Consider the following 22,181-nt stretch of genomic DNA (forward strand, 5'->3'; position numbering starts at 1 on the left):
TGCGGGCGGGGTTGGGATTAATTCATCATTCTGGTGAATTATAATTATTGAAAGATAAGTTATATATATTTAGTTATTCTAATTTTATATTGTAGTTATTTTAATGACACTGCAATTAAATTTAATTTCGCTTTGTGAGATATTACTGCTGTTTAGGTATTTCTTAAACTAAGAAAACATCTCATCTTCTGCTTGTATTAACCTGCTTTACACTCAGGGACGAAAATACTCATACGTTGATGCATTTTAACGTTACTCATCACATGAAGAATGGACATGGAGGGTCTATGTTGTCTTTGCACGGTAAGCATAGCGTTATCATTAGTCGGATACCGGTCATGCAAAACGGGTTGGGGGGCGTAATGACTCGCCATTTTCCCGATTTTGAATTGACCTATTGCAGCTCATTGCAGGAGTTAACACTGCTCCAGCTACGCCGCGCTGACGTCATCATTGCCGATATTACAGGCGAATACTGGAATCCTCGGGGCGCGCTCGAAGAGTATTTCAATTTATTGAATCAATACCGGAACATTCACTGGATCTTTTTAGTTTCGCGGCCGCTTAACCCTATTGCCGTTGAGCTACTTGTGCGCCCGGAAAGTACGTTGCTTTCTGATATGGAACCCATTGAAGGCCTGGTTAACGCTATTCGGGCAGGTAGTGAACGCGCAGAGCGGGTAAGCCAGACGTTGTTAGCCCCTGAACCTCAAAGTACGGAGGACGAAGACGAAAACGTTATTGCCCTTACGCACTCTGAACGCAAAGTATTGCGGCTGTTAGGTAAAGGATGGGGGATTAACCAAATCGCCACATTGCTAAAGAAGAGCAATAAAACCGTCAGTGCACAGAAAAACAGTGCGATGCGACGGCTGTCATTACGCAGTAATGCCGATATGTACGCCTGGATAAACAGTACACAGGGAATGCGAGAGCTGAGTTTGATGTCAGCCTATGGAGAGTTCGAGGAATGGAAAAAACCGATTCAACAAGACATATCGCCATCGTCGAAAATTGCACGATGAGTGCTGTTGGGCTACAGCATCTTTTTGCGATGCCCGGACTGAATCATTATCAGCTGCATCTGTTTAGTGAATTTGATAGCTTTCAGAAAGCACTTCAGCACGTCAATTTTTTCTCGCTGATCTATTCATATTCCGATGCACGAGACGACCGTCGTAGCTGCCTGGCGCACCTGCGGGATTTTGCCTTTACGCATGGCCACATCCAGCGCATTATCCTGGTCGCTGATGAGATGGAAGCAAGATTGATTAGCCATCTTTCCCCGTCACGCCTTCACGGTGTGGTCAGTAAATCGCTGAAGCTTGAGCTCCTGCAGAAGGAACTCATGGTGTTGCTGAGCGAAACCCTGCGCATCAATGACAATATGATGAATCACTGGTACCAGAGTCAAAGCAGAATGGGTGATGCTGCCAACTTACTGATTTAGTGTATGATGGTGTTTTTGAGGTGCTCCAGTGGCTTCTGTTTCTATCAGCTGTCCCTCCTGTTCAGCTACTGACGGGGTGGTGCGTAACGGCAAAAGCACTGCCGGACATCAGCGCTATCTCTGCTCTCACTGCCGTAAAACATGGCAACTGCAGTTCACTTACACCGCTTCTCAACCCGGTACGCACCAGAAAATCATTGATATGGCCATGAATGGCGTTGGATGCCGGGCAACCGCCCGCATTATGGGCGTTGGCCTCAACACGATTTTCCGCCATTTAAAAAACTCAGGCCGCAGTTGGTAACCTCGCGCATACAGCCGGGCAGTGACGTCATCGTCTGCGCGGAAATGGACGAACAGTGGGGATACGTCGGGGCTAAATCGCGCCAGCGCTGGCTGTTTTACGCGTATGACAGGCTCCGGAAGACGGTTGTTGCGCACGTATTCGGTGAACGCACTATGGCGACGCTGGGGCGTCTTATGAGCCTGCTGTCACCCTTTGACGTGGTGATATGGATGACGGATGGCTGGCCGCTGTATGAATCCCGCCTGAAGGGAAAGCTGCACGTAATCAGCAAGCGATATACGCAGCGAATTGAGCGGCATAACCTGAATCTGAGGCAGCACCTGGCACGGCTGGGACGGAAGTCGCTGTCGTTCTCAAAATCGGTGGAGCTGCATGACAAAGTCATCGGGCATTATCTGAACATAAAACACTATCAATAAGTTGGAGTCATTACCAGCAGAATGTTAAGCCCAACGGAACGGGCAATATTGCGTTATATGTCTTGTGGCTATTCCATTCCTCAAATCGCGGCACAGCTTGAACGCAATATTAAGACCATCCGGGCGCATAAGTTTAATGCGATGGTCAAGCTGGGGGTGAACTCTGACGTAGGGCTGCTCGATGCGGCGGATATTATTACCCATCTTTCAGCAAGAGAACCGCGAAGTTCGATACTCAGCAAGCCGACTTTTTTATAACCTGTCTGTTGCGCGCCAGACAGGTTCTGGCGCATCAATCAGATGCAAACATCAACCCATTTTGCGGAAGTTAACTCTGCCATTCTGTCAGGTGAAATACGCACGGCACTATGAATTGCGCCTGCTGCGGGCAGAACTTCGGCGTACTGCTTTAATGAGATATCGCAGTAAACCGCGAGCGGGTTTTCAAGGCCGAACGGGCACACGCCGCCAACGGGGTGACCTGTGATGGTCACCACTTCATCACTGCTGAGCATGCGCGCTTTTGCACCAAACGTATCTTTCAGCTTTTTGTTATCCAGGCGCGCATCGCCTTTCGCCACCACCAGTATCACCTCATTTTTCACCTTTAATGACAAGGTCTTGGCGATTTGCCCCGGTTCAACACGATGGGCGGCAGCAGCCAACGCAACGGTAGCGGTACTCTGACTAAGTTCAATGACGTCTATATCCGGCGCGTTGTCGGCAAAAAACTGCTGTACAGACTGCAAACTCATTGTTTCCTCCTGACAAATATCCTGCGTAATCTGTCATAAGAATTTATGCTCTGTAAATATCTCTTCAGTAACAAATATCCCGAACGGCTGATTTCTGGATCCTCTTCACAATCACGGAAACCGGTTACAGTAACCGGTTGCAGAGCGAGATGCGTCGATTAATACTGAGTACGTAACGTCCCCTGTATCCAATAATAAGAGCAAATTATGAAACCATTCCGTCTGAGCAGTACTACTGGTCCACAAGCCAGCAAGGTTGTGAAGGTGATTTATGGAACAACGTGCGGCGCAAATGTGCCCGTAACAAACGTCTGACAGGAGATCTGCCATGTCTGCCAACCATGCTGCGTTTAACCTGATATTCCGTTTTGTTGAAAATTACGTGAGCCCGATTGCCGGGCGGATCTCTTCCCAGCGTCATGTCATGGCTATCCGTGATGGGTTTATCTCTGCGATGCCATTTATGATTGTGGGTTCGTTTCTGTTAGTGTTCGCATACCCACCGTTTTCGCCGGATACCACCTGGGGTTTCGCCCGAGCCTGGCTGGATATGGCGAAGCAGTTTGAAGGCCAGATCCTGACGCCGTTTGATATGACGATGGGCATTATGTCCATCTATATCTGTGCGGCCATCGCCTATAACCTTGGCAAACATTATGTCAAATCACACCAGTTAGACCCGTTTATGTGCGCCATGCTGTCGCTGATGGCGTTTCTGCTGGTCGCGGCACCGAAAACCAAAGGCACGCTGCCTGTCGATAGCCTGGGTGGGACGGGCATTTTTACCGCGATTCTGGTGGCGATCTACTGCGTTGAGATGATGCGTTTTCTCAAGGCGCATAACATCGGTATTCGCCTGCCAGACCAGGTTCCTCCGATGATCAAAAACTCGTTTGATCTGCTGATTCCGGTACTGGTAGTGGTGTTAACGCTCTATCCTCTCAGCCTGTTCATTCAGTCTCAGTTCGGCATGCTGATCCCGCAGGCCATTATGTCGGTCTTTAAACCTCTGGTTTCCGCAGCGGATTCCCTGCCTGCGATCCTGCTGGCCGTGTTGATTGGCCATCTGCTGTGGTTCGCCGGTATCCACGGCGCCGCCATCGTCTCCGGGATGCTGCAGATGTTCTGGCTGACCAACCTGGGTGCGAACCAGACCGCGCTGGCCGCCAGCCAGCCTCTGCCGCATATTTTTATGGAGGCGTTCTGGACGTTCTTTATCGTGATTGGCGGGTCGGGCGCCACGATGGGGCTGGTGATTTGCTATCTGCGTAGCCGTTCAGCGCATTTACGCTCTATCGGACGTTTGAGCGTGGTACCCAGCTTCTTCAACATCAATGAACCCGTTATCTTCGGTACGCCAATCGTGATGAACCCGGTGTTCTTTATTCCGTTCCTGCTGGCACCGATGGTAAATGCCGTGCTGGCCTGGGCGGCGATGACGTTTGACCTGATTGGCCGCGTCATCTCAGTGGTTCCCTGGACGGCACCGGCGCCAATAGGCGCAGCGTGGGCTCTGGGCTGGGATTTCCGCGCGGCTATTCTGGTTGTGGTCCTGGCCTGCGTATCGGCAATCATCTACTTCCCGTTCTTCAAAGTGTACGAGAAACAGCTGCTGGAGCAGGAAGCGGAAGAAGCACAGCGTAACGCGGAAGAGGACAATCAGCAGGTGGCTTAGGTTAAAGCAAAACGGCAACTCAGGTTGCCGTTTTTAGTGTTTGTTCCCTCTCCCTGTGGGAGAGGGGCAGGGTGAGGGCATCAGGCCGTGGCCGATTATTTCAGCGTGCAATCCCCGCACTGCTTAACGTCCGGCAGGCGATAGCGCTGGCAGCAGGTGCGGCGAACCAGAAGCCCATCACGGAGCACGACGGTACGGAATAACGGGTTGTCACGGCCATCGGAAAGCTGTTTTGCAAAGAAACAGGACTGACGCAGGGCATCAACGTTCTCATCACCAAGCAGAGGCTTCATTTCCGTTAAATACCAGTGGATTAAATAGCCCGTATTGCTCCAGATAAGCTTCGCGTTAATTTCTCCCGTCGCTTCAAGCGCGTCCACGACCGGGATCAGGGCCTGGGTGATAAGCTGCTCCATGCGTTCCTGAGCCGTCAGGCGTTCCGCGTTCTGATCTTCGTGCAGATCAATCCAGAAACAGGCTGCGCGCCCGGTTTCGTGAAACTCGACGTGGAAATTATCCGGCGAAAGTTCCAGCATGCTCTTCTGGGTTAACAGCGCCAGCATGAGGGGAGGCACCATCAGCCCGATATACCACTGCGCCCAAAGAGAGAGCAGTGGTTTATTTTCCCGCGTAAGAGTGGGCTGATTGCGATAGATATGGTCGGAATAGGTGGCCAGCAGCGACTGCAGTTTTGTCGGTTGACGCCACTCTGAGAGCGTCATGGCGTGGTTCGGGTGCGCTTCATCAAGGCGGATAAAGTCCAGCAGGTGGGCGCGCGTCTCCGCAATCTTATCCCGTATGGCATCCGCAAGCGAAGCATTCCCGCTGGTGAGGGGCGCTCGCCAGAGGAGGGGTTCGACGATGTGTGCGGTATGCGTAGCCATAGTATAGATAGAAATCTAAATGATAATGATTGCTAATCCTAACTATTGCTCATATCAATGGCAAGACTTTTGTCTTTAAGACACCGCCGTGATGTTTATGCCGTCTGCAGCTCTTCACTCAACAGAATGTTATTGCGCCCCATATGCTTTGCTTCGTAGAGGGCTTTGTCCGCTTTTTCCAGCGCGCCTTCCACGTCTTCATCCTCGAAAATAGCAATACCAATGCTGATGGTGACGTTTGTCGCGACGCTCTCGTTAAACAGATGCGGGATTTTCAAATCGTAGACTTTCTGACGGATCCGCTCGGCCGTCTGGCGAGCATGTTCGAGTGAAATATTGGTCAGCAGCACCATAAACTCTTCTCCGCCAAAACGCGCCACAATATCGCGAGAACGCACGGCGTCGCGAATTGCCGCAGAGACGCGCTTCAGCGCCTGGTCGCCCATCATATGGCCATAGTGGTCGTTATAGGCTTTGAAGTGATCGATATCCATCAGCAGGACAAAGTGCTCGCCATTTTCTACCGTCGGCAGGTTCTCCAGACGGCTTTGCAGACCGCGACGATTATAGAGCCCGGTAAGCGGGTCCATCATGCTGAGATCGGTAAGGGTTTCTCGCTCTTCCAACAGGCGCGAGAGCAATTCCTGAGCGAAACGGTCGTTACGCGTTTGCAAAATGTTATGAATAGCAATTGCCACCACAGGAAGTGCGAAAGAATAGGTCATTCTCAGCCATATATCGTGATCGCTTAGCCACAGGCAGACAATAAAGGTGGGCAATGAGTGCAGCGTAAATGCTTTGATATTACTCGCGAATGCCAGCGTTCCGATAAAAAGTACCGTTAATAGAGCGATTAACAAATACGTCGCGTGGTCGTGGGTAATTAAGGCGAATTTAGACTCAATTTGCCAGGCCCACAAAATACCGAAGATCCCTGAAACAACGGGAATATTTATCTTCCGCGCGCGCTTTCTCCAGTGCCAGACGAACAGGCCGGTGCTGATGGAGAAAATAGCAATAAGTGGGGCAGATAACAGGCGTACAGAATTGAGCGGATTTGTTACCGAGAACACTGCCGAGGTTGCGTTCAGAAATAAAAATAAACGTAACGACAATTGATATTTTCTGTGAACCAAAGACCGCCAGGATTGTGATGTCATAGTCGTGCGTTTTTATTAAAATTTAATTAAAACAAATAAGTAGGTGCCGTTTCGCAATAAAACATGCAAAAAACTCAAAGAGTAATTATCAGAAAATCTTTAGATGTTGTTAACAGGTGTGCAATTTATCACCTTAGGCAATTCCTGTCATTACGGGAAAGGTAAAGGTCGATGGATTTTGATTCATTCAGCTGACAAATGATAATGTATGTCATATGATAGTGGTTATCATTATCGTTGTGAGAGGGCAGATCATGTTGAACAGGGCGCTTGGCAGTGGTTGGGGGGTATTGCTACCGGGAGCCATTCTCGGCGGGTTGATGTTTGCCGATCTCTCCCTTGATACCTGGAAAGCGATCATTGTGTCAGGACTGTTAGTCACGTCAGGCATGATCTGGCATAAGCAGCTGCGCCACTTTGTTTTACTGCCATCATGCGTAGCACTGGTCAGTGGAATTCTGGTGATACTGATGAGTTTGAAATAATAGAGAAAACAAGAGGAACTTCAGAAGGGATGTAAGATAATTGGTGCGAGGGGGGGGACTCGAACCCCCACATCCTAAGGACACTAACACCTGAAGCTAGCGCGTCTACCAATTCCGCCACCTTCGCACAGTCATCTTACTATTTTTGATATCGCCTCGTTGGTGCGAGGGGGGGGACTCGAACCCCCACATCCGTAAGGACACTAACACCTGAAGCTAGCGCGTCTACCAATTCCGCCACCTTCGCCCAGTGCGAGCAATATCATTGTGATTTATGGTGCGAGGGGGGGGACTCGAACCCCCACATCCGTAAGGACACTAACACCTGAAGCTAGCGCGTCTACCAATTCCGCCACCTTCGCATACCATCGATACTGTAAAAGTATCGTAACCACGGAGGCGCATTCTAGATGTTTTCAGCTTTACGTCAACAGAAAAGTGCGCGCGACGCCTTGATTGCTGCAAAAATGGCCGATGCAGGCGCTATGCGGAGCCGGATGGCGCTTGCGCTTATCCGGCCTGCTGGAGCGGAGATTACTTTTTGGCCTGGCGCGTCATGACGGTACGGTAGACCTTAAAGCGGCCGGTCTGGGCGATCACTTCGTGGAAGCCGAAGGTTTCGTCCAGCACTTTCGGGTACGCCAGGAAGGCGTTCGCGACTATACGCAGCTCGCCGCCGCTGTTCAGATGACGGGTTGCGCCGCGGATCAGCGTTTGTGCCGCTTCAAGGCTGGTCTCCATGCCGTCGTGGAACGGCGGGTTGGAGATAATCATGTCGAAGCGACCGGTGACGTCGGAGAAGACGTTGCTGGCAATCACCTCGCCTTCAATGCCGTTTGCGGCAAGCGTTGCGCGGCTGGCTTCTACCGCCGGGGCGCTCACGTCACAGAGGGTTAAGCGCACTTTGGGTGAATGGCTGGCAAGCACGGTAGAGAGCACGCCCGCGCCGCAGCCGACGTCCAGCACTTTGCCTTTGGTGTGCGGCGTCAGGGTGGAGAGCAGCAGCTTGCTGCCCGTATCCAGCGCGTCGCGGCTGAATACGCCCGGCAGGGTTTTGATGGTCAAGCCGTCAAGCTGGTACTCGTCCCAGTATGCCTGTGGATCGAACGTTGTCTGTTTTTCCAGACGGCCATGGTACAGACCACAGCGGCGTGCGCTGTCGACTTTTTTCAGCGGCGCGTAGCCTTCCAGCATCTGTTCAGCGCTACGCACGCCGCTGCGGTTCTCACCCACCACGAAAATATCGCAGCCTACCGGCAGCAGGGAGAGCAGGTTCATCAGCTGAAACTGGGCTTCCGGTTTATTCTTCGGCCAGTAGTAGATCAGCGTATCGCAGTCGGCGATATCGCTCTGCTCCGCCACCAGGCTAAAGCGCGCGCGCTCGCCCATCTGGCGGCTCAGCACCTGCCAGTGGTGGTAGTATTGGGTGTGGGCACGGCTTTCAGCACAGTCGAAACGCGCAGGCAGGTCATCCTGCATATCTCCGGCAAACAGAATACGGCTTTCTTCGAAATCATCACTGTGACGCAGCAAGACTTCACTTGCCGGGGTAAATGCAGACATGAATTGTTCCTCAATAAACTCAGGCGGGGATTATAGTAGGTAGATGGCGCACTTTCGACACATTTGCTATATTTGCGCGCCTGAGAGACAGGAGTTTTCCCTATGACATCCCGACGAGACTGGCAGTTGCAGCAGCTGGGCATTACCCAGTGGGCTTTGCGTCGCCCGACGGCGTTGCAGGGCGAAATCGCCATTTCCATCCCTGCGCACGTACGCCTGGTGATGGTGGCGGAAGAACTGCCTGCCCTGAATGAACCCCTGATCGATGATGTCCTTCGCAGCCTGAAGATGACGGCCGACCAGGTTTTACAGCTGACGCCAGAGCGTGTCGCGATGCTTCCTCCTGATAGCCGCTGTAACAGCTGGCGTATCGGAGAGACAAACGAGATCCCCCTCCAGGGGAGCCAGATCTGCTCGCCAGCGCTGGACGAACTGAAAGCCAACCCAAAAGCGCGCAGCGCGCTATGGCAACAAATCTGCGAATATGAACACGATTTCTTCCCTCACGACGCCTGACCTGACCACAGCGTTTGCGATTGAAACACGCGCCCACGCCTTTCCGTGGAGCGAAAAAACCTTCGCCAGCAATCAGGGCGAACGGTATCTGAACTTCCGTCTGGACGTTGACGGCACCATGGCCGCCTTCGCGATCACGCAGGTTGTTCTTGATGAAGCGACGCTGTTTAATATTGCGGTTGATCCCGCGTTCCAGCGCCGTGGGCTGGGAAGAGAACTGCTCGAGCACCTCATCCGTGAGCTCGAAACCCGTGACGTTTTCACCCTGTGGCTGGAGGTGCGTGCGTCGAATGTCGCCGCCATCGCGCTCTATGAAAGCTTAGGCTTTAACGAGGCGACGGTCCGCCGTAACTACTACCCCACCGCAGAGGGACGTGAAGACGCCATCATAATGGCTCTGCCGATTGGATAACGAATATAAGGTTGTAACGATGAAATGGGACTGGATTTTCTTTGATGCCGACGAAACGCTGTTTACGTTTGACTCGTTCGGCGGCCTGCAGCGGATGTTTCTCGACTATAGCGTGACCTTCACCGCTGAAGATTTTCAGGACTATCAGGCGGTAAACAAGCCGCTGTGGGTGGATTACCAGAACGGTGCCATCACCGCGTTACAGCTTCAGCACCAGCGTTTTGACGTCTGGGCGGAACGCTTAAAGGTCAGTCCGGGAACGCTGAACGATGCCTTCCTGAACGCGATGGCCGATATCTGTGCGCCACTGCCGGGGGCGGTTTCCCTGCTGAATGCGTTGAAAGGCAAGGTGAAACTGGGGATCATCACCAACGGTTTTACCGCCCTGCAGCAGATCCGCCTCGAGCGCACCGGCCTGCGCGATCATTTCGACGCGCTGGTGATCTCCGAAGAGGTGGGCGTACCTAAACCGGATCCGCGTATTTTCGACTACGCGCTGGCCCAGGCCGGTCATCCTGACCGCGATCGCGTTCTGATGGTGGGTGATACGGCAGAGTCAGATATCCTGGGCGGCATGAAGTCAGGTTTGTCGACCGTCTGGCTCAACGCGCATGGCCGCGTGAAGCCTGAAGGCATCGAGCCGACCTGGACCGTGACGTCGTTGAACGAACTGGAGCAACTCCTGTGTAAACAATGATTGCCTGCCCCCCATTGATGGGTAAAATAGCCGCAATTTTGTATTCCATGATGCGTGGCGTGCTGCCGCGCTTATAAAAGAAGATTTAATTATGACGTTGTCTCCTTATCTGCAAGAGGTGGCCAAGCGCCGCACTTTTGCCATTATCTCGCACCCGGATGCCGGTAAAACGACCATCACTGAGAAGGTGTTGCTGTTCGGACAGGCGATCCAGACTGCGGGTACCGTTAAAGGCCGTGGCTCCAGCCAGCATGCAAAATCTGACTGGATGGAGATGGAAAAGCAGCGTGGTATTTCGATTACCACCTCCGTGATGCAGTTCCCGTATCACGACTGCTTGGTGAACCTGCTGGACACCCCGGGCCACGAAGACTTCTCCGAAGATACCTACCGTACCCTGACGGCGGTGGACTGCTGTCTGATGGTGATCGACGCCGCGAAAGGTGTAGAAGACAGGACCCGCAAGCTGATGGAAGTCACCCGTCTGCGCGATACGCCGATCCTCACCTTTATGAACAAACTCGACCGCGACATCCGTGACCCGATGGAAGTGATGGACGAAGTGGAAAGCGAGCTGAAAATCGCCTGTGCGCCAATCACCTGGCCAATTGGCTGCGGTAAGCTGTTCAAAGGGGTGTATCACCTCTATAAAGACGAAACCTACCTGTATCAGACCGGTAAAGGCCACACCATTCAGGACGTTCGCGTGGTGAAAGGTCTGGATAACCCTGAGCTGGACGCGGCAGTCGGCGAAGAGCTGGCCGCGCAGCTGCGCGACGAGCTGGAGCTGGTCAAAGGCGCGTCTCACGAATTCGACAAAGAGCTGTTCCTGAGCGGCGAAATTACCCCGGTCTTCTTCGGTACCGCACTGGGTAACTTCGGCGTTGACCACATGCTGGACGGTCTGGTGGAGTGGGCGCCGCGCCCGATGCCGCGTAAAACCGACACCCGTGAAGTGGAAGCGAAGGAAGAGAAATTCACCGGCTTCGTGTTCAAAATTCAGGCCAACATGGACCCGAAACACCGCGACCGCGTGGCCTTTATGCGCGTGGTGTCCGGTAAGTATGAAAAGGGCATGAAGCTGCGCCAGGTGCGTACCGGGAAAGACGTGGTGATCTCCGATGCGCTGACCTTTATGGCGGGCGACCGTTCGCACGTTGAAGAGGCGTATCCGGGCGACATCATCGGTCTGCACAACCACGGCACGATTCAGATCGGCGATACCTTCACCCAGGGTGAAATGATGAAGTTCACCGGTATTCCGAACTTCGCGCCGGAGCTGTTCCGTCGCATTCGTCTGCGCGATCCGCTGAAGCAGAAACAGCTGCTGAAAGGACTGGTTCAGCTCTCCGAAGAGGGCGCCGTGCAGGTGTTCCGCCCAATCGCGAACAACGATCTGATCGTGGGTGCGGTCGGCGTGCTGCAGTTCGACGTGGTTGTCGCGCGTCTGAAGAGCGAGTACAACGTGGAAGCGATTTACGAGTCTGTGAACGTCGCGACCGCGCGCTGGGTTGAGTGTTCTGACGTGAAGAAATTCGAAGAATTTAAGCGTAAGAACGAAATTCAGCTGGCTCTGGATGGCGGCGATAACCTGACCTATATCGCGCCAACCATGGTGAACCTGAACCTGACGCAGGAACGTTACCCTGACGTTCAGTTCCGTAAAACCCGCGAGCACTAATCCCCTCTCAGAGCACGGCTGCCGCCGTGCTCTTCTTTAATTCCTGTCTTATTAATCCCTTGCGGAATGTTCTTAATTCAACGCAATTTCACGCTATTCGCGCGTTTTTTACCCAATTCTGAAAGCGGCTCTGTGAGAGTGATCTATATTTAACTCAGTGTTTAACACCGGGCGTGGATAAATTAACTGTTCAATGCATGACTTTAGGTTATCCATTTTACCCGTGTGTTTATTCGCAATATATAAAACTACTAAGGAAGTATGTAGCCCGAATAACGGGTAAACACAGGAATAGATCGATGAATATGACAAGACTGAAGATTTCGAAAACTCTGCTGGCTGTAACACTGGGTAGCGTTCTGGTGAGCGGTTCCGCCCTGGCGGAAAGCAGCACAATGGATAAAGCCCAGTCCACGGCCGATACCGCAGGGCAAAAAATCGATAGCTCTATGAATAAAGTCGGCAACTTCATGGACGACAGCTCAATCACAGCAAAAGTGAAAGCCGCACTGGTGGATGATGAAGCCATCAAAAGTACCGATATTTCCGTTAAGACCGACAAGAAAGTGGTCACGCTGAGCGGCTTCGTGGAAAGCCAGGCTCAGGCCGAACAGGCGGTGAAAGTCGCGAAAGGCGTTGAAGGCGTTGCGTCCGTCAGCGATAAGCTGCACGTACGTGACGGTAAAAACGCGTCGGTGAAAGGTTATGCCGGTGATGCAGCCACCACCAGCGAAATCAAAGCTAAACTTTTAGCAGATGACATCGTGCCGTCCCGCAAGGTGAAAGTGGAAACCACCGATGGTGTGGTTCAGCTCTCCGGTACTGTAGATTCGCAGGCGCAAAGTGAACGCGCCGAGTCCATCGCGAAAGCGATTGACGGTGTGAAAAGCGTTAAAAACGATCTGAAAACGAAGTAAATCTGGACCATTCGCCCGTCTGGTTAAAACCTGCGGGCGAAATAAGAACGACTCTGGAAAAACGCCGGTGAGTGACCTGAGCGCTCACGTTTAGCGGCCGACATTAACTATGGTAAAGGAGAAGCTTATGTTTCGTTGGGGCATTATATTTCTGGTTATCGCGTTAATTGCCGCCGCATTGGGCTTTGGTGGACTGGCAGGTACAGCGGCATGGGCAGCTAAAATTGTCTTCGTTGTGGGTATTATTCTGTTCCTGGTCAGCCTGTTTACGGGTCGTAGACGTCCGTAGCAAACGCAATATTCCTTCAACAAAATAAAGCCAGTCACTGTGACTGGCTTTTTCTTATTTGCGTAACAGGTCGGGTGCGTTACTGTGGTGTTATAAAATAATCAAAACAGGAAAGCAGAGGTGGGGCAACGAATTCCCGTTACGCTCGGCAATATTGCGCCGCTGACGTTAAAGCCGTTTCGCTCAGGACAACTCGCACTGGTTTGCGAGGGGGGAGGGCAGCGCGGCATCTTCACCGCCGGCGTGCTGGATGAATTTATGCGCGCGCAGTTCAACCCGTTTGACCTTTACTTCGGCACCTCTGCCGGGGCGCAGAACCTCTCTGCCTATGTATGTAACCAGCCCGGCTACGCGCGAAAGGTCATCATGCGCTACACCACGGCGAAAGAATTTTTTAATCCGGTGCGCTTTGTGCGCGGCGGTAACCTGATCGATCTTGACTGGCTGCTGGAGTCGACCTCCAGCCAGATGCCTCTGGCCATGGATACCGCTGCCCGTCTGTTTGATAGCGGCAAAGAGTTCTGGATGTGCGCCAGCCGGGGCGATGACTATTCGCCGGGCTATTTTTCTCCTCAGAAGGAGAACTGGCTGGACATCATCCGCGCCTCCAGCGCGATCCCCGGCTTTTATCGTACCGGTGCCCTGCTGGACGGCATTAGCTATCTGGACGGGGGGATCAGTGACGCGGTGCCGGTGCAGGAAGCCGCCCGGCGCGGGGCGAAAACCATTGTGGTGATCCGTACCGTACCGTCGCAAATGTATTACACGCCCCAGTGGTTCAAACGGATGGAGCGCTGGTTGGGCGACAGCAGCCTGCAGCCGCTGGTGAACATCGCGAAGCAGCATGAAACCACCTACGGCGCGATGCAGCGCTTCATTGAAAAACCGCCGGGCAAGCTGCGTATTTTTGAAATCTATCCGCCTAAGCCGCTGCTGAGCATGGCCCTGGGCAGCCGCGTCCCTGCGCTGCGCATGGATTACAAAACGGGGCGGCTGTGCGGGCGTTACTTCCTGGCGACGGTGGGGAAAATGCTGGCGGAGCAACCGCCGCTTCATCGCCATAAACGCATTATTTTGCCGCCTGCGATTGTCGCCAACGACGCCCTGACGATGCCGCTGGTGGATATTCCGCAGGCGAATGACGCTTTACTGGATAACGAGGATCTGGCGTGACGCTCCGCTTTGTCGATACCCACTGCCACTTTGATTTTCCGCCGTTTACGGGGGATGAAGCGCAAAGCATAGCGAAAGCGGCTGAGGCAGGGGTTCAGGCCATCATTGTGCCGGCAGTGGAAGCGGCCTATTTTTCCCGGGTGTTGGATCTTTCCATGCGGCACCCAGCGCTCTATGCCGCGCTCGGCCTGCATCCGATTGTTATTGAACGGCATCTTGATGAGCACATTGAGAGGCTTGATGAGGTCGTGCAGACCGCAGGAGACAAACTTGTCGCCATCGGTGAGATCGGCCTCGATCTTTATCGCGAGGATCCGCAGTTTGAGCGCCAGCAGACGATCCTCGACGCGCAGCTCAGGCTGGCGAAGCGCCACGATCTGCCGGTGATCCTCCATTCGAGACGCACGCACGATAAGCTGGCGATGCACCTGAAACGCATCGATCTGCCGCGCAGGGGCGTCGTACACGGTTTCTCCGGCAGCCTGCAGCAGGCGCAGCGTTTTATTGAGCTGGGCTATAAAATCGGCGTCGGTGGCACCATTACCTATCCGCGCGCCAGTAAAACCCGTGACGTGATGGCCCAGCTGCCGCTGTCGGCGCTTCTGCTGGAAACCGACGCGCCGGATATGCCGCTGAATGGTTTTCAGGGCCAGCCGAATCGCCCGGAACAGGCGGCGCGCGTGTTTACCACCCTGTGTGAACTGCGAAAAGAGCCTGAAGAGGTGATTGCCGATGCGCTGCTGGAAAATACCCGTTCGGTATTTGGCATCACGCTATAGGTAAAGTGCCGGACGAATCACCGTTATCTTCTGTTTTTCCAGCGCCCGCGCCAGCGGTTCAACGTCCTCGGGCGTGGCGCTGCGCCACGACGCAGCCTCACCGTAAACGCCATGCGCATGAAATGCGTTGATGCGTACCGGAACATTTCCAAGCCCGTGGATAAAGGTCGTTAGCGGTTTGAGATGTTCCAGATAATCACACAGCTCCGGAATCACCAGCAGGCGGAGTTCCGTCAAACGGTGACGATCTGCCAGCCAGCGGATGCTCTGCTTGATCTGCGGGTTTTCGCGTCCGGTCAGGAAACGGTGATGCTCGTTCCCCCACGCCTTCAGATCCAGCATTGCGCCATCCAGTACCGGCAGCAGCTTTTGCCAGCCGGTTTCGCTTAACAGACCGTTGCTGTCTACCAGGCAGGTGAGGTGACGCAGGGCGGGATCGGCTTTGATCGCGGTGAACAGGGCGATCAAAAACGGCAATTGCGTTGTGGCTTCGCCGCCGCTGACGGTGATCCCTTCGATAAACGGTGCGGATTTGCGGACCTGAGTGAGGATCTCTTCCACGCTGAAGCGGTGCGCCATAGGCGTTGCCTGCTGCTGGCACAAATGCAGGCAGGTGTCGCACTGCTGGCAGTCATTCTCCTGCCACCAGACGCGTCCGGCCTGAATCGTCAGCGCGTCGTGCGGGCAGTGGGGCACGCAGTCCCCGCAGTCGTTGCAGCGGCCGATCGTCCACGGGTTGTGGCAGGTTTTACAGCGCAGGTTGCAGCCCTGCAGGAACAGCGCCAGGCGGCTGCCCGGCCCGTCCACGCAGGAAAAAGGAATGACCTGACTAACTAAAGCGCATCTGCTGTTCATGGCTAACCACGCGCGGCTGACGTTCCAGAATACGGGTATTGCGTGCGGCCTCTTCCCCCAGCCACGTGGTATTGGTGCGCGATCCGGCTTCCCGGTATTTCTCCAGGTCCGACAAGCGAACCATGTAGCCGGTCACGCGGACCAGATCGTTACCCGCTACGTTGGCGGTAAATTCACGCATACCGGCCCTGAACGCGCCCAGGCAAAGCTGAACCACCGCCTGCGGGTTGCGTTTGACCGTCTCCTCCAGGGTGAGAATATCGCTGATTCCGGAGTGATAGTGTTTGTGATGCGGCGCAACGGCCAGCAGATGGCTGATGGGATCCGGCTCGTCGCCGTAAGGCAGGCGCGCGCCCGGCGTGGTGCCCGAATCGGAACTGATCCCCGACTGCGCGTGAAGCATCGCGCGATGCTTCCAGCCGTGCTTCACCGGCGTGCTTTCAACGAACGCCGCGAGCTGCTCGCTGATGCGATAGCCCAGCGCGTTGGCCTGTTCATCCTTTCCGTAGCGTCCCGCTATTCCTGCTTTCTCACAGAGCGCGTTGACCGCTTCCGCCAGGCCGTACATGCCAAACATGGGTACAAACCGTTCCGCATCAATCAGCCCCTCTTTTACCAGGAAGCTATTCTCAAAGAAGCCAGATTGCTCGTAAAGGAAACCGCAGCGTGCATCGATGATGGCAATTTGCTGCTGGCAGTAGTGCGGGAGCGTGCGGGTGAAGAAGTCGTCAATGGATGCGCTGCGTTCAGCAATGGCTTTGAGGTTAAGGCGCACCAGGGTGCTGCCGCCGCCTGCAAGCGGCAGGGAGTTGTAACAGCTCACCACACCATAACGGCCTTTTGTGAAAATTTTATCATTCATCGGGCCATTAGAAATATGCGGTTTGCTGCATTCACAAATGTTTTTCGCCACCTCAAGCAGCAAATCATGTGGGGTGATATCGGGATCGTAGATAAAGGTCAGGTTCGGCGCGACCTGCTTCAGCTCTGCATCGGCACGCAGAATGGCGCGCGTGACGGGCGTATCTTCAGGCCCGATGTTTGCGTGCATAAACGCATCCGGCAGCGTACGGTCGAGATAGCGCCAGAAACGTTTTATTCGGCTATCGATCTCTTCTTGTGTTAGAATTCTAACATGTGGGGTCAATATCGCATCAAGCTGACCGAGATAGACCGGCATCGATGTGACGGACGGAACATGATGGTAGAGGATGGTTAACAGCGAGAGGGCGTCGTCGAGATCTTTCGCGCCTTCCAGCTCCAGCCACTCTGAACCGTTAGCCAGAAATTTTGCGTAATCCGGCAGAACGTAACGGGGTTTGTAAGGCGCATGGCCTTCGAACATGTCGCAGATAACCCCCTCGTCCAGCGCGGCTCGTGCGGCCTCAGGAAGTGCCGGGTAAGGCAGGTTGTTCTCCGCTTCCAGCGCCAGAAAATGACGTTTTTGTTCCGGGGTTAACACCGGGCTTGTCACAATGTGCTGGCAACGTTGTTGCAGGGCGTCGGGGCTGGAGTGGGGCATAGTCGCTTCCTTGAGTGTTCTGCGGATGATGAACGGATTGTAGAAAGCCAGCCTGTCGGGGCTTTTGATCCGACAGGGGGTATCGCTGCTTTAGTCAGCAATTTACGCGCTAAAGTTTGAAGAAGATCTCATTACAGTAATGCAAATTTGTATGCAGTTTTCATTAACTGTGATGAATGTCGAAGTGTGGATGCGGGTGAATGTTAGAATACTCACAGACCCGCAAGGTAAAATTTATACGGCACTGCCGTTGGAGAATGTTATGACCGATTTAACTGCAAGCAGCCTGCGCGCGTTGAAACTGATGGACCTGACCACCCTGAACGATGACGACACCAATGAAAAAGTCATCGCCCTGTGCCATCAGGCGAAAACGCCGGTGGGTAACACCGCAGCCATCTGTATCTACCCGCGCTTTATCCCGATTGCCCGTAAGACTCTGAAAGCGCAGGGTACGCCGGACGTGCGTATTGCAACCGTAACTAACTTCCCGCATGGCAACGACGATATCGAGATTGCGCTGGCAGAAACCCGCGCGGCGATTGCCTACGGCGCAGACGAAGTTGACGTTGTGTTCCCGTACCGTGCGCTGATCGCCGGCAACGAGCAGGTCGGTTTTGACCTGGTGAAAGCCTGTAAAGACGCGTGCGCGGCGGCAAATGTGCTGCTGAAAGTGATCATCGAAACCGGCGAGCTGAAAGAAGAGGCGCTGATTCGTAAGGCGTCTGAAATCTCCATCAAAGCCGGTGCGGATTTCATTAAAACCTCTACCGGTAAAGTGCCGGTGAATGCGACCCCGGAAAGCGCGCGCATCATGATGGAAGTGATCCGCGACATGGGCGTATCCAAAACCGTTGGTTTCAAACCTGCGGGCGGCGTGCGTACTGCTGAAGACGCGCAGCAGTTCCTGGCGATTGCCGACGAACTGTTTGGCGCCGACTGGGCCGATTCCCGTCACTACCGCTTCGGTGCGTCCAGCCTGCTGGCCAGCCTGCTGAAAGCGCTGGGTCACGGCGACGGTAAGAGCGCAAGCAGCTACTGATTGCCAGACAATGCCGGATGACGCTTCGCTCATCCGGTCGACAGGATCGTAGGGCGGGTAAGCGTAGCGCCACCCGCCACAACTCCCCCGATTCCGCATGGAGGTTACCGTGTTTCTCGCACAAGAAATTATTCGTAAAAAACGTGATGGTCATGCATTAAGCGATGAAGAGATCCGCTTCTTCATCAACGGCATTCGTGATAACACCGTCTCAGAAGGGCAGATTGCGGCTCTGGCGATGACCATTTTCTTCCACGATATGTCGATGCCTGAGCGCGTGTCGCTGACCATGGCGATGCGAGATTCAGGAACCGTTCTGGACTGGAAAAGCCTCAACCTTAACGGTCCGATTGTGGATAAGCACTCCACCGGCGGCGTGGGTGACGTGACGTCTCTGATGCTCGGCCCAATGGTTGCAGCCTGCGGCGGTTACATCCCGATGATCTCCGGGCGCGGCCTGGGCCACACCGGCGGTACGCTCGACAAACTGGAAGCCATTCCGGGCTTCGATATCTTCCCGGACGACAACCGCTTCCGCGACATTATTAAAGATGTTGGTGTGGCGATTATCGGCCAGACCAGCTCTCTTGCTCCGGCAGACAAGCGTTTCTACGCGACCCGCGACATCACCGCGACCGTTGACTCCATCCCGCTGATCACCGCCTCTATCCTGGCGAAGAAACTGGCAGAAGGGCTGGACGCGCTGGTGATGGACGTGAAGGTCGGCAGCGGCGCCTTTATGCCGACCTATGAACTTTCTGCTGCGCTTGCCGAAGCGATCGTTGGCGTCTCCAACGGCGCGGGCGTGCGCACCACCGCGCTGCTCACCGACATGAACCAGGTGCTGGCGTCCAGCGCCGGTAACGCCGTCGAAGTGCGTGAAGCGGTACAGTTCCTCACCGGTGAATACCGCAACCCGCGTCTGTTCGACGTCACCATGGCGCTGTGCGTTGAGATGTTAATCTCCGGCAAGCTGGCCAAAGATGATGCGGAAGCGCGCGCGAAACTGCAGGCGGTGCTGGATAACGGCAAAGCGGCGGATATTTTCGGCCGCATGGTTGCAGCCCAGAAAGGCCCGACCGATTTCGTCGAAAACTACGCGAAATACCTGCCAACCGCGACGCTTAGCAAAGCGGTGTATGCCGATAGCGAAGGGTATGTCTCTGCAATGGACACCCGTGCGCTGGGTATGGCGGTGGTCTCGATGGGCGGCGGCCGTCGTCAGGCGTCAGACACCATTGATTACAGCGTCGGCTTTACCGATATGGCCCGTCTGGGCGACAGCGTTGACGGTCAACGTCCGCTTGCGGTGATCCACGCGAAAGACGAAGCCAGCTGGCAGGAAGCGGCTAAAGCGGTGAAAGCGGCAATTACGCTTGACGATAAAGCGCCGGAAACCACACCGACTGTCTATCGCCGTATCACCGAATAGCGGTATACTGATCTGATCGATAATTTTTGAAGCACTACGTACGGAGAACAATTATGAAACGTGCATTTATTATGGTGCTGGACTCATTCGGCATCGGCGCAACCGAAGATGCAGAACGTTTTGGTGACGTGGGTTCCGATACCATGGGCCATATCGCGGAAGCCTGTGCAAAAGGCGAGGCGGACAACGGTCGTAAAGGCCCTCTGACTCTACCTAACCTGACCCGCCTTGGTCTGGTGAAAGCGCATGAAGGTTCTACCGGTAAAATCGCAGCCGGTATGGACGGCAACGCGGAAGTCGTGGGCGCCTACGCCTGGGCTCACGAGCTCTCCTCCGGTAAAGACACCCCGTCTGGCCACTGGGAAATCGCCGGTGTGCCGGTGCTGTTCGACTGGGGTTACTTCTCCGATCACGAGAACAGCTTCCCGCAGGAGCTGCTCGATAAGCTGGTGAAGCGTGCCAACCTGCCGGGCTACCTCGGTAACTGCCACTCTTCCGGTACCGTGATACTGGATCAGCTCGGCGAAGAGCACATGAAAACCGGCAAGCCGATTTTCTACACCTCTGCTGACTCCGTGTTCCAGATTGCGTGCCATGAAGAGACGTTTGGCCTGGATAAACTCTACGAGCTGTGCGAAATCGCCCGTGAAGAGCTGACCGAAGGCGGCTACAACATCGGCCGCGTGATCGCGCGTCCGTTCATCGGCGACAAAGCGGGTAACTTCCAGCGTACCGGTAACCGTCACGACCTGGCCGTTGAGCCACCGGCACCGACCGTACTGCAGAAGCTGGTTGAAGAGAAAGACGGCCACGTGGTTTCCGTGGGTAAAATCGCGGATATCTACGCCAACTGCGGCATCACCAAAAAAGTGAAAGCCACCGGTCTGGACGCGCTGTTTGATGCCACCATCAAAGAGATGAAAGAAGCGGGCGACAAGACTATCGTCTTCACCAACTTCGTGGACTTCGACTCCTCCTGGGGCCACCGTCGCGACGTTGCGGGCTATGCAGCGGGTCTTGAGCTGTTCGACCGCCGTCTGCCGGAGCTGATGGAGCTGGTAGGTGAAGATGACATTCTGATCCTGACCGCGGACCACGGCTGTGACCCAACCTGGACCGGTACCGACCACACCCGTGAGCACATTCCGGTGCTGGTGTACGGCCCGAAAGTGAAGCCGGGCTCGCTCGGTCACCGTGAAACCTTCGCGGACATCGGCCAGACCCTGGCGAAATACTTTGGTACGTCTGACATGGAATATGGCAAGGCCATGTTCTAAACGGATTGGGTGCGGCCTGATGCCCTCACCCCGACCCTCTCCCACAGGGAGAGGGAGAACAGAATGTAGGCCGGGTCAGGCGTAGCCGCCACCCGGCAAAAACAACAATGTAAAAGGAACTGAAGATGGCAACTCCTCACATTAATGCAGAAATGGGTGATTTCGCTGACGTCGTATTGATGCCGGGCGACCCGCTGCGCGCGAAGCACATTGCAGAAACTTTCCTGGAAGACGTGCGTGAAGTGAACAACGTTCGCGGCATGCTGGGCTTCACCGGTACCTATAAAGGCCGCAAAATCTCCGTTATGGGCCACGGTATGGGTATCCCATCCTGCTCTATCTACACCAAAGAGCTGATCACCGACTTCGGCGTGAAGAAAATCATACGCGTTGGCTCCTGCGGCGCGGTGCGTATGGACGTTAAGCTGCGCGACATCGTTATCGGTATGGGTGCCTGCACCGATTCCAAAGTTAACCGCATGCGTTTCAAAGACCATGACTTCGCGGCGATTGCTGACTTCGGCATGGTGCGTGACGCGGTTGACGCGGCAAAAGCGCTGGGCGTTGAAGCGCGCGTGGGTAACATCTTCTCTGCTGACCTGTTCTATGCCCCGGACGGCGGCGAGATGTTCGACGTGATGGAAAAATACGGTATCCTGGGCGTGGAAATGGAAGCGGCGGGTATCTACGGCGTTGCGGCTGAGTTTGGTGCGAAAGCGCTGACCATCTGCACCGTGTCTGACCACATCCGTACCCACGAGCAGACCACCGCTGCCGAGCGTCAGACCACCTTCAACGACATGATCAAAATCGCGCTGGAATCCGTTCTGCTGGGCGATAAAGAGTAATTCTGTCTCTTCCCTCCCTCTCCCTGTGGGAGAGGGCCGGGGT

The 22,181-nt window shown here is 54.4% G+C and carries 22 protein-coding genes, 3 tRNA genes and 2 pseudogenes; 18 read left to right on the forward strand and 9 right to left on the reverse strand.

Features of this window, described 5'->3' with window-relative positions; translation table 11 throughout:
* The first annotated feature begins 287 nt into the window (after positions 1-287).
* From LBF07_RS14245 to LBF07_RS14260, 4 genes and pseudogenes are all read left to right on the forward strand, one after another.
* Positions 288-1,025 (forward strand): response regulator transcription factor, encoded by a 738-nt coding sequence (locus LBF07_RS14245; RefSeq protein ID WP_039260920.1) that lies wholly within the window; start codon positions 288-290, stop codon positions 1,023-1,025.
* Positions 1,022-1,423 (forward strand): annotated as a pseudogene (locus LBF07_RS14250) (bgl operon transcriptional regulator BglJ); the annotation flags it as partial. The gene LBF07_RS14245 and the pseudogene LBF07_RS14250, both read left to right, overlap by 4 nt.
* A 55-nt stretch (positions 1,424-1,478) precedes the next feature.
* Positions 1,479-2,176 (forward strand): IS1-like element IS1B family transposase gene (locus LBF07_RS14255; protein WP_103178130.1). Its coding sequence is split into 2 segments (ribosomal slippage): positions 1,479-1,728 and positions 1,728-2,176, totalling 699 coding nucleotides; the frame shifts between segments, so codons are not numbered across the junction.
* Positions 2,177-2,191: 15 nt separating this feature from the next.
* Positions 2,192-2,434 (forward strand): annotated as a pseudogene (locus LBF07_RS14260) (LuxR C-terminal-related transcriptional regulator); the annotation flags it as partial.
* A gap of 38 nt (positions 2,435-2,472) precedes the next feature.
* Here the strand turns inward: LBF07_RS14260 and LBF07_RS14265 are convergent.
* On the reverse strand, positions 2,473-2,931 hold the full coding sequence (locus LBF07_RS14265; protein WP_008502085.1) for a YbaK/EbsC family protein: 459 nt from the start codon (positions 2,929-2,931) through the stop codon (positions 2,473-2,475).
* Between the two features lie 328 nt (positions 2,932-3,259).
* Here LBF07_RS14265 and LBF07_RS14270 point away from each other — a divergent pair, with 328 nt between their 5' ends.
* Positions 3,260-4,606: a PTS sugar transporter subunit IIC gene (locus LBF07_RS14270; protein WP_094935759.1), complete on the forward strand. Its 1,347-nt coding sequence runs from the start codon at positions 3,260-3,262 to the stop codon at positions 4,604-4,606.
* Positions 4,607-4,701: 95 nt separating this feature from the next.
* On the opposite strand, the gene fhuF is transcribed toward LBF07_RS14270, so the two are convergent.
* Both fhuF and LBF07_RS14280 read right to left on the reverse strand, forming a co-directional pair.
* A complete protein-coding gene (fhuF, locus tag LBF07_RS14275) occupies positions 4,702-5,490 on the reverse strand; it encodes a siderophore-iron reductase FhuF (protein ID WP_033144570.1) in 789 nt (262 codons plus the stop codon).
* A 95-nt stretch (positions 5,491-5,585) separates the two neighbouring features.
* Positions 5,586-6,650, reverse strand: a complete 1,065-nt coding sequence (locus LBF07_RS14280) for a diguanylate cyclase (protein WP_047060227.1) — start codon at positions 6,648-6,650, stop codon at positions 5,586-5,588.
* A 215-nt stretch (positions 6,651-6,865) separates the two neighbouring features.
* Here LBF07_RS14280 and LBF07_RS14285 point away from each other — a divergent pair, with 215 nt between their 5' ends.
* On the forward strand, positions 6,866-7,135 hold the full coding sequence (locus LBF07_RS14285) for a DUF1435 domain-containing protein (protein ID WP_176690109.1): 270 nt from the start codon (positions 6,866-6,868) through the stop codon (positions 7,133-7,135).
* Between the two features lie 41 nt (positions 7,136-7,176).
* Here LBF07_RS14285 and LBF07_RS14290 read toward each other — a convergent pair.
* The 4 genes from LBF07_RS14290 to rsmC all read right to left on the reverse strand — a co-directional run bounded on the left by LBF07_RS14290 (position 7,177) and on the right by rsmC (position 8,698).
* Positions 7,177-7,262: transfer RNA gene (locus tag LBF07_RS14290), tRNA-Leu, on the reverse strand.
* A 33-nt stretch (positions 7,263-7,295) separates the two neighbouring features.
* Positions 7,296-7,382: transfer RNA gene (locus LBF07_RS14295), tRNA-Leu, on the reverse strand.
* Between the two features lie 28 nt (positions 7,383-7,410).
* Positions 7,411-7,497: transfer RNA gene (locus LBF07_RS14300), tRNA-Leu, on the reverse strand.
* Positions 7,498-7,669: 172 nt separating this feature from the next.
* On the reverse strand, positions 7,670-8,698 hold the full coding sequence (rsmC, locus tag LBF07_RS14305; RefSeq protein ID WP_094935758.1) for a 16S rRNA (guanine(1207)-N(2))-methyltransferase RsmC: 1,029 nt from the start codon (positions 8,696-8,698) through the stop codon (positions 7,670-7,672).
* Positions 8,699-8,800: 102 nt separating this feature from the next.
* On the opposite strand from rsmC, the gene LBF07_RS14310 reads away from it, so the two are divergent.
* The 8 genes from LBF07_RS14310 (at position 8,801) to LBF07_RS14345 (ending at position 15,162) form a co-directional block, all read left to right on the forward strand.
* Complete coding sequence (locus LBF07_RS14310; RefSeq protein ID WP_033144572.1) at positions 8,801-9,214, forward strand: DNA polymerase III subunit psi; 414 nt, start codon at positions 8,801-8,803, stop codon at positions 9,212-9,214.
* A complete protein-coding gene (gene rimI / locus LBF07_RS14315) occupies positions 9,183-9,626 on the forward strand; it encodes a ribosomal protein S18-alanine N-acetyltransferase (protein WP_033144573.1) in 444 nt (147 codons plus the stop codon). Before LBF07_RS14310 ends, rimI begins: the two co-directional genes overlap by 32 nt.
* A 19-nt stretch (positions 9,627-9,645) precedes the next feature.
* Entirely contained in the window at positions 9,646-10,323 is a 678-nt protein-coding gene (gene yjjG / locus LBF07_RS14320; RefSeq protein ID WP_039260913.1) for a pyrimidine 5'-nucleotidase, read from the forward strand.
* Positions 10,324-10,414: 91 nt separating this feature from the next.
* A complete protein-coding gene (prfC, locus tag LBF07_RS14325) occupies positions 10,415-12,004 on the forward strand; it encodes a peptide chain release factor 3 (RefSeq protein WP_112778043.1) in 1,590 nt (529 codons plus the stop codon).
* Positions 12,005-12,303: 299 nt separating this feature from the next.
* On the forward strand, positions 12,304-12,921 hold the full coding sequence (gene osmY, locus LBF07_RS14330; RefSeq protein WP_028015434.1) for a molecular chaperone OsmY: 618 nt from the start codon (positions 12,304-12,306) through the stop codon (positions 12,919-12,921).
* A gap of 127 nt (positions 12,922-13,048) precedes the next feature.
* Positions 13,049-13,210, forward strand: a complete 162-nt coding sequence (locus LBF07_RS14335; RefSeq protein WP_003856556.1) for a DUF1328 domain-containing protein — start codon at positions 13,049-13,051, stop codon at positions 13,208-13,210.
* Between the two features lie 120 nt (positions 13,211-13,330).
* Positions 13,331-14,383 (forward strand): patatin family protein, encoded by a 1,053-nt coding sequence (locus LBF07_RS14340; RefSeq protein WP_064673199.1) that lies wholly within the window; start codon positions 13,331-13,333, stop codon positions 14,381-14,383.
* Positions 14,380-15,162, forward strand: coding sequence for a TatD family hydrolase (locus LBF07_RS14345; RefSeq protein ID WP_039260898.1), 783 nt, complete (start codon positions 14,380-14,382; stop codon positions 15,160-15,162). The genes LBF07_RS14340 and LBF07_RS14345 overlap by 4 nt, the downstream gene beginning before the upstream one ends.
* Here the strand turns inward: LBF07_RS14345 and LBF07_RS14350 are convergent.
* Positions 15,157-16,017, reverse strand: a complete 861-nt coding sequence (locus tag LBF07_RS14350; protein WP_094934488.1) for a YjjW family glycine radical enzyme activase — start codon at positions 16,015-16,017, stop codon at positions 15,157-15,159. The genes LBF07_RS14345 and LBF07_RS14350 overlap by 6 nt on opposite strands.
* A complete protein-coding gene (locus LBF07_RS14355; protein ID WP_094934489.1) occupies positions 15,992-17,539 on the reverse strand; it encodes a YjjI family glycine radical enzyme in 1,548 nt (515 codons plus the stop codon). The genes LBF07_RS14350 and LBF07_RS14355 overlap by 26 nt, the downstream gene beginning before the upstream one ends.
* 262 nt (positions 17,540-17,801) lie before the next feature.
* Between LBF07_RS14355 and deoC the strand changes: the two genes are divergently transcribed.
* The 4 genes from deoC (at position 17,802) to deoD (ending at position 22,138) form a co-directional block, all read left to right on the forward strand.
* The gene (deoC, locus tag LBF07_RS14360) at positions 17,802-18,581 is read left to right on the forward strand and encodes a deoxyribose-phosphate aldolase (RefSeq protein WP_048975088.1); all 780 of its coding nucleotides are present in this window, start codon (positions 17,802-17,804) and stop codon (positions 18,579-18,581) included.
* 109 nt (positions 18,582-18,690) lie between these two features.
* The gene (gene deoA / locus LBF07_RS14365) at positions 18,691-20,013 is read left to right on the forward strand and encodes a thymidine phosphorylase (RefSeq protein WP_033144578.1); all 1,323 of its coding nucleotides are present in this window, start codon (positions 18,691-18,693) and stop codon (positions 20,011-20,013) included.
* Positions 20,014-20,066: 53 nt separating this feature from the next.
* On the forward strand, positions 20,067-21,290 hold the full coding sequence (gene deoB / locus LBF07_RS14370; RefSeq protein ID WP_033144579.1) for a phosphopentomutase: 1,224 nt from the start codon (positions 20,067-20,069) through the stop codon (positions 21,288-21,290).
* A gap of 125 nt (positions 21,291-21,415) precedes the next feature.
* Positions 21,416-22,138, forward strand: a complete 723-nt coding sequence (gene deoD / locus LBF07_RS14375; protein WP_010427122.1) for a purine-nucleoside phosphorylase — start codon at positions 21,416-21,418, stop codon at positions 22,136-22,138.
* Positions 22,139-22,181 lie beyond the last annotated feature (43 nt).

It is taken from the genome of Enterobacter cloacae complex sp. ECL352 (assembly GCF_020149545.1).
In the GTDB taxonomy this organism is placed as follows: domain Bacteria; phylum Pseudomonadota; class Gammaproteobacteria; order Enterobacterales; family Enterobacteriaceae; genus Enterobacter; species Enterobacter asburiae_B.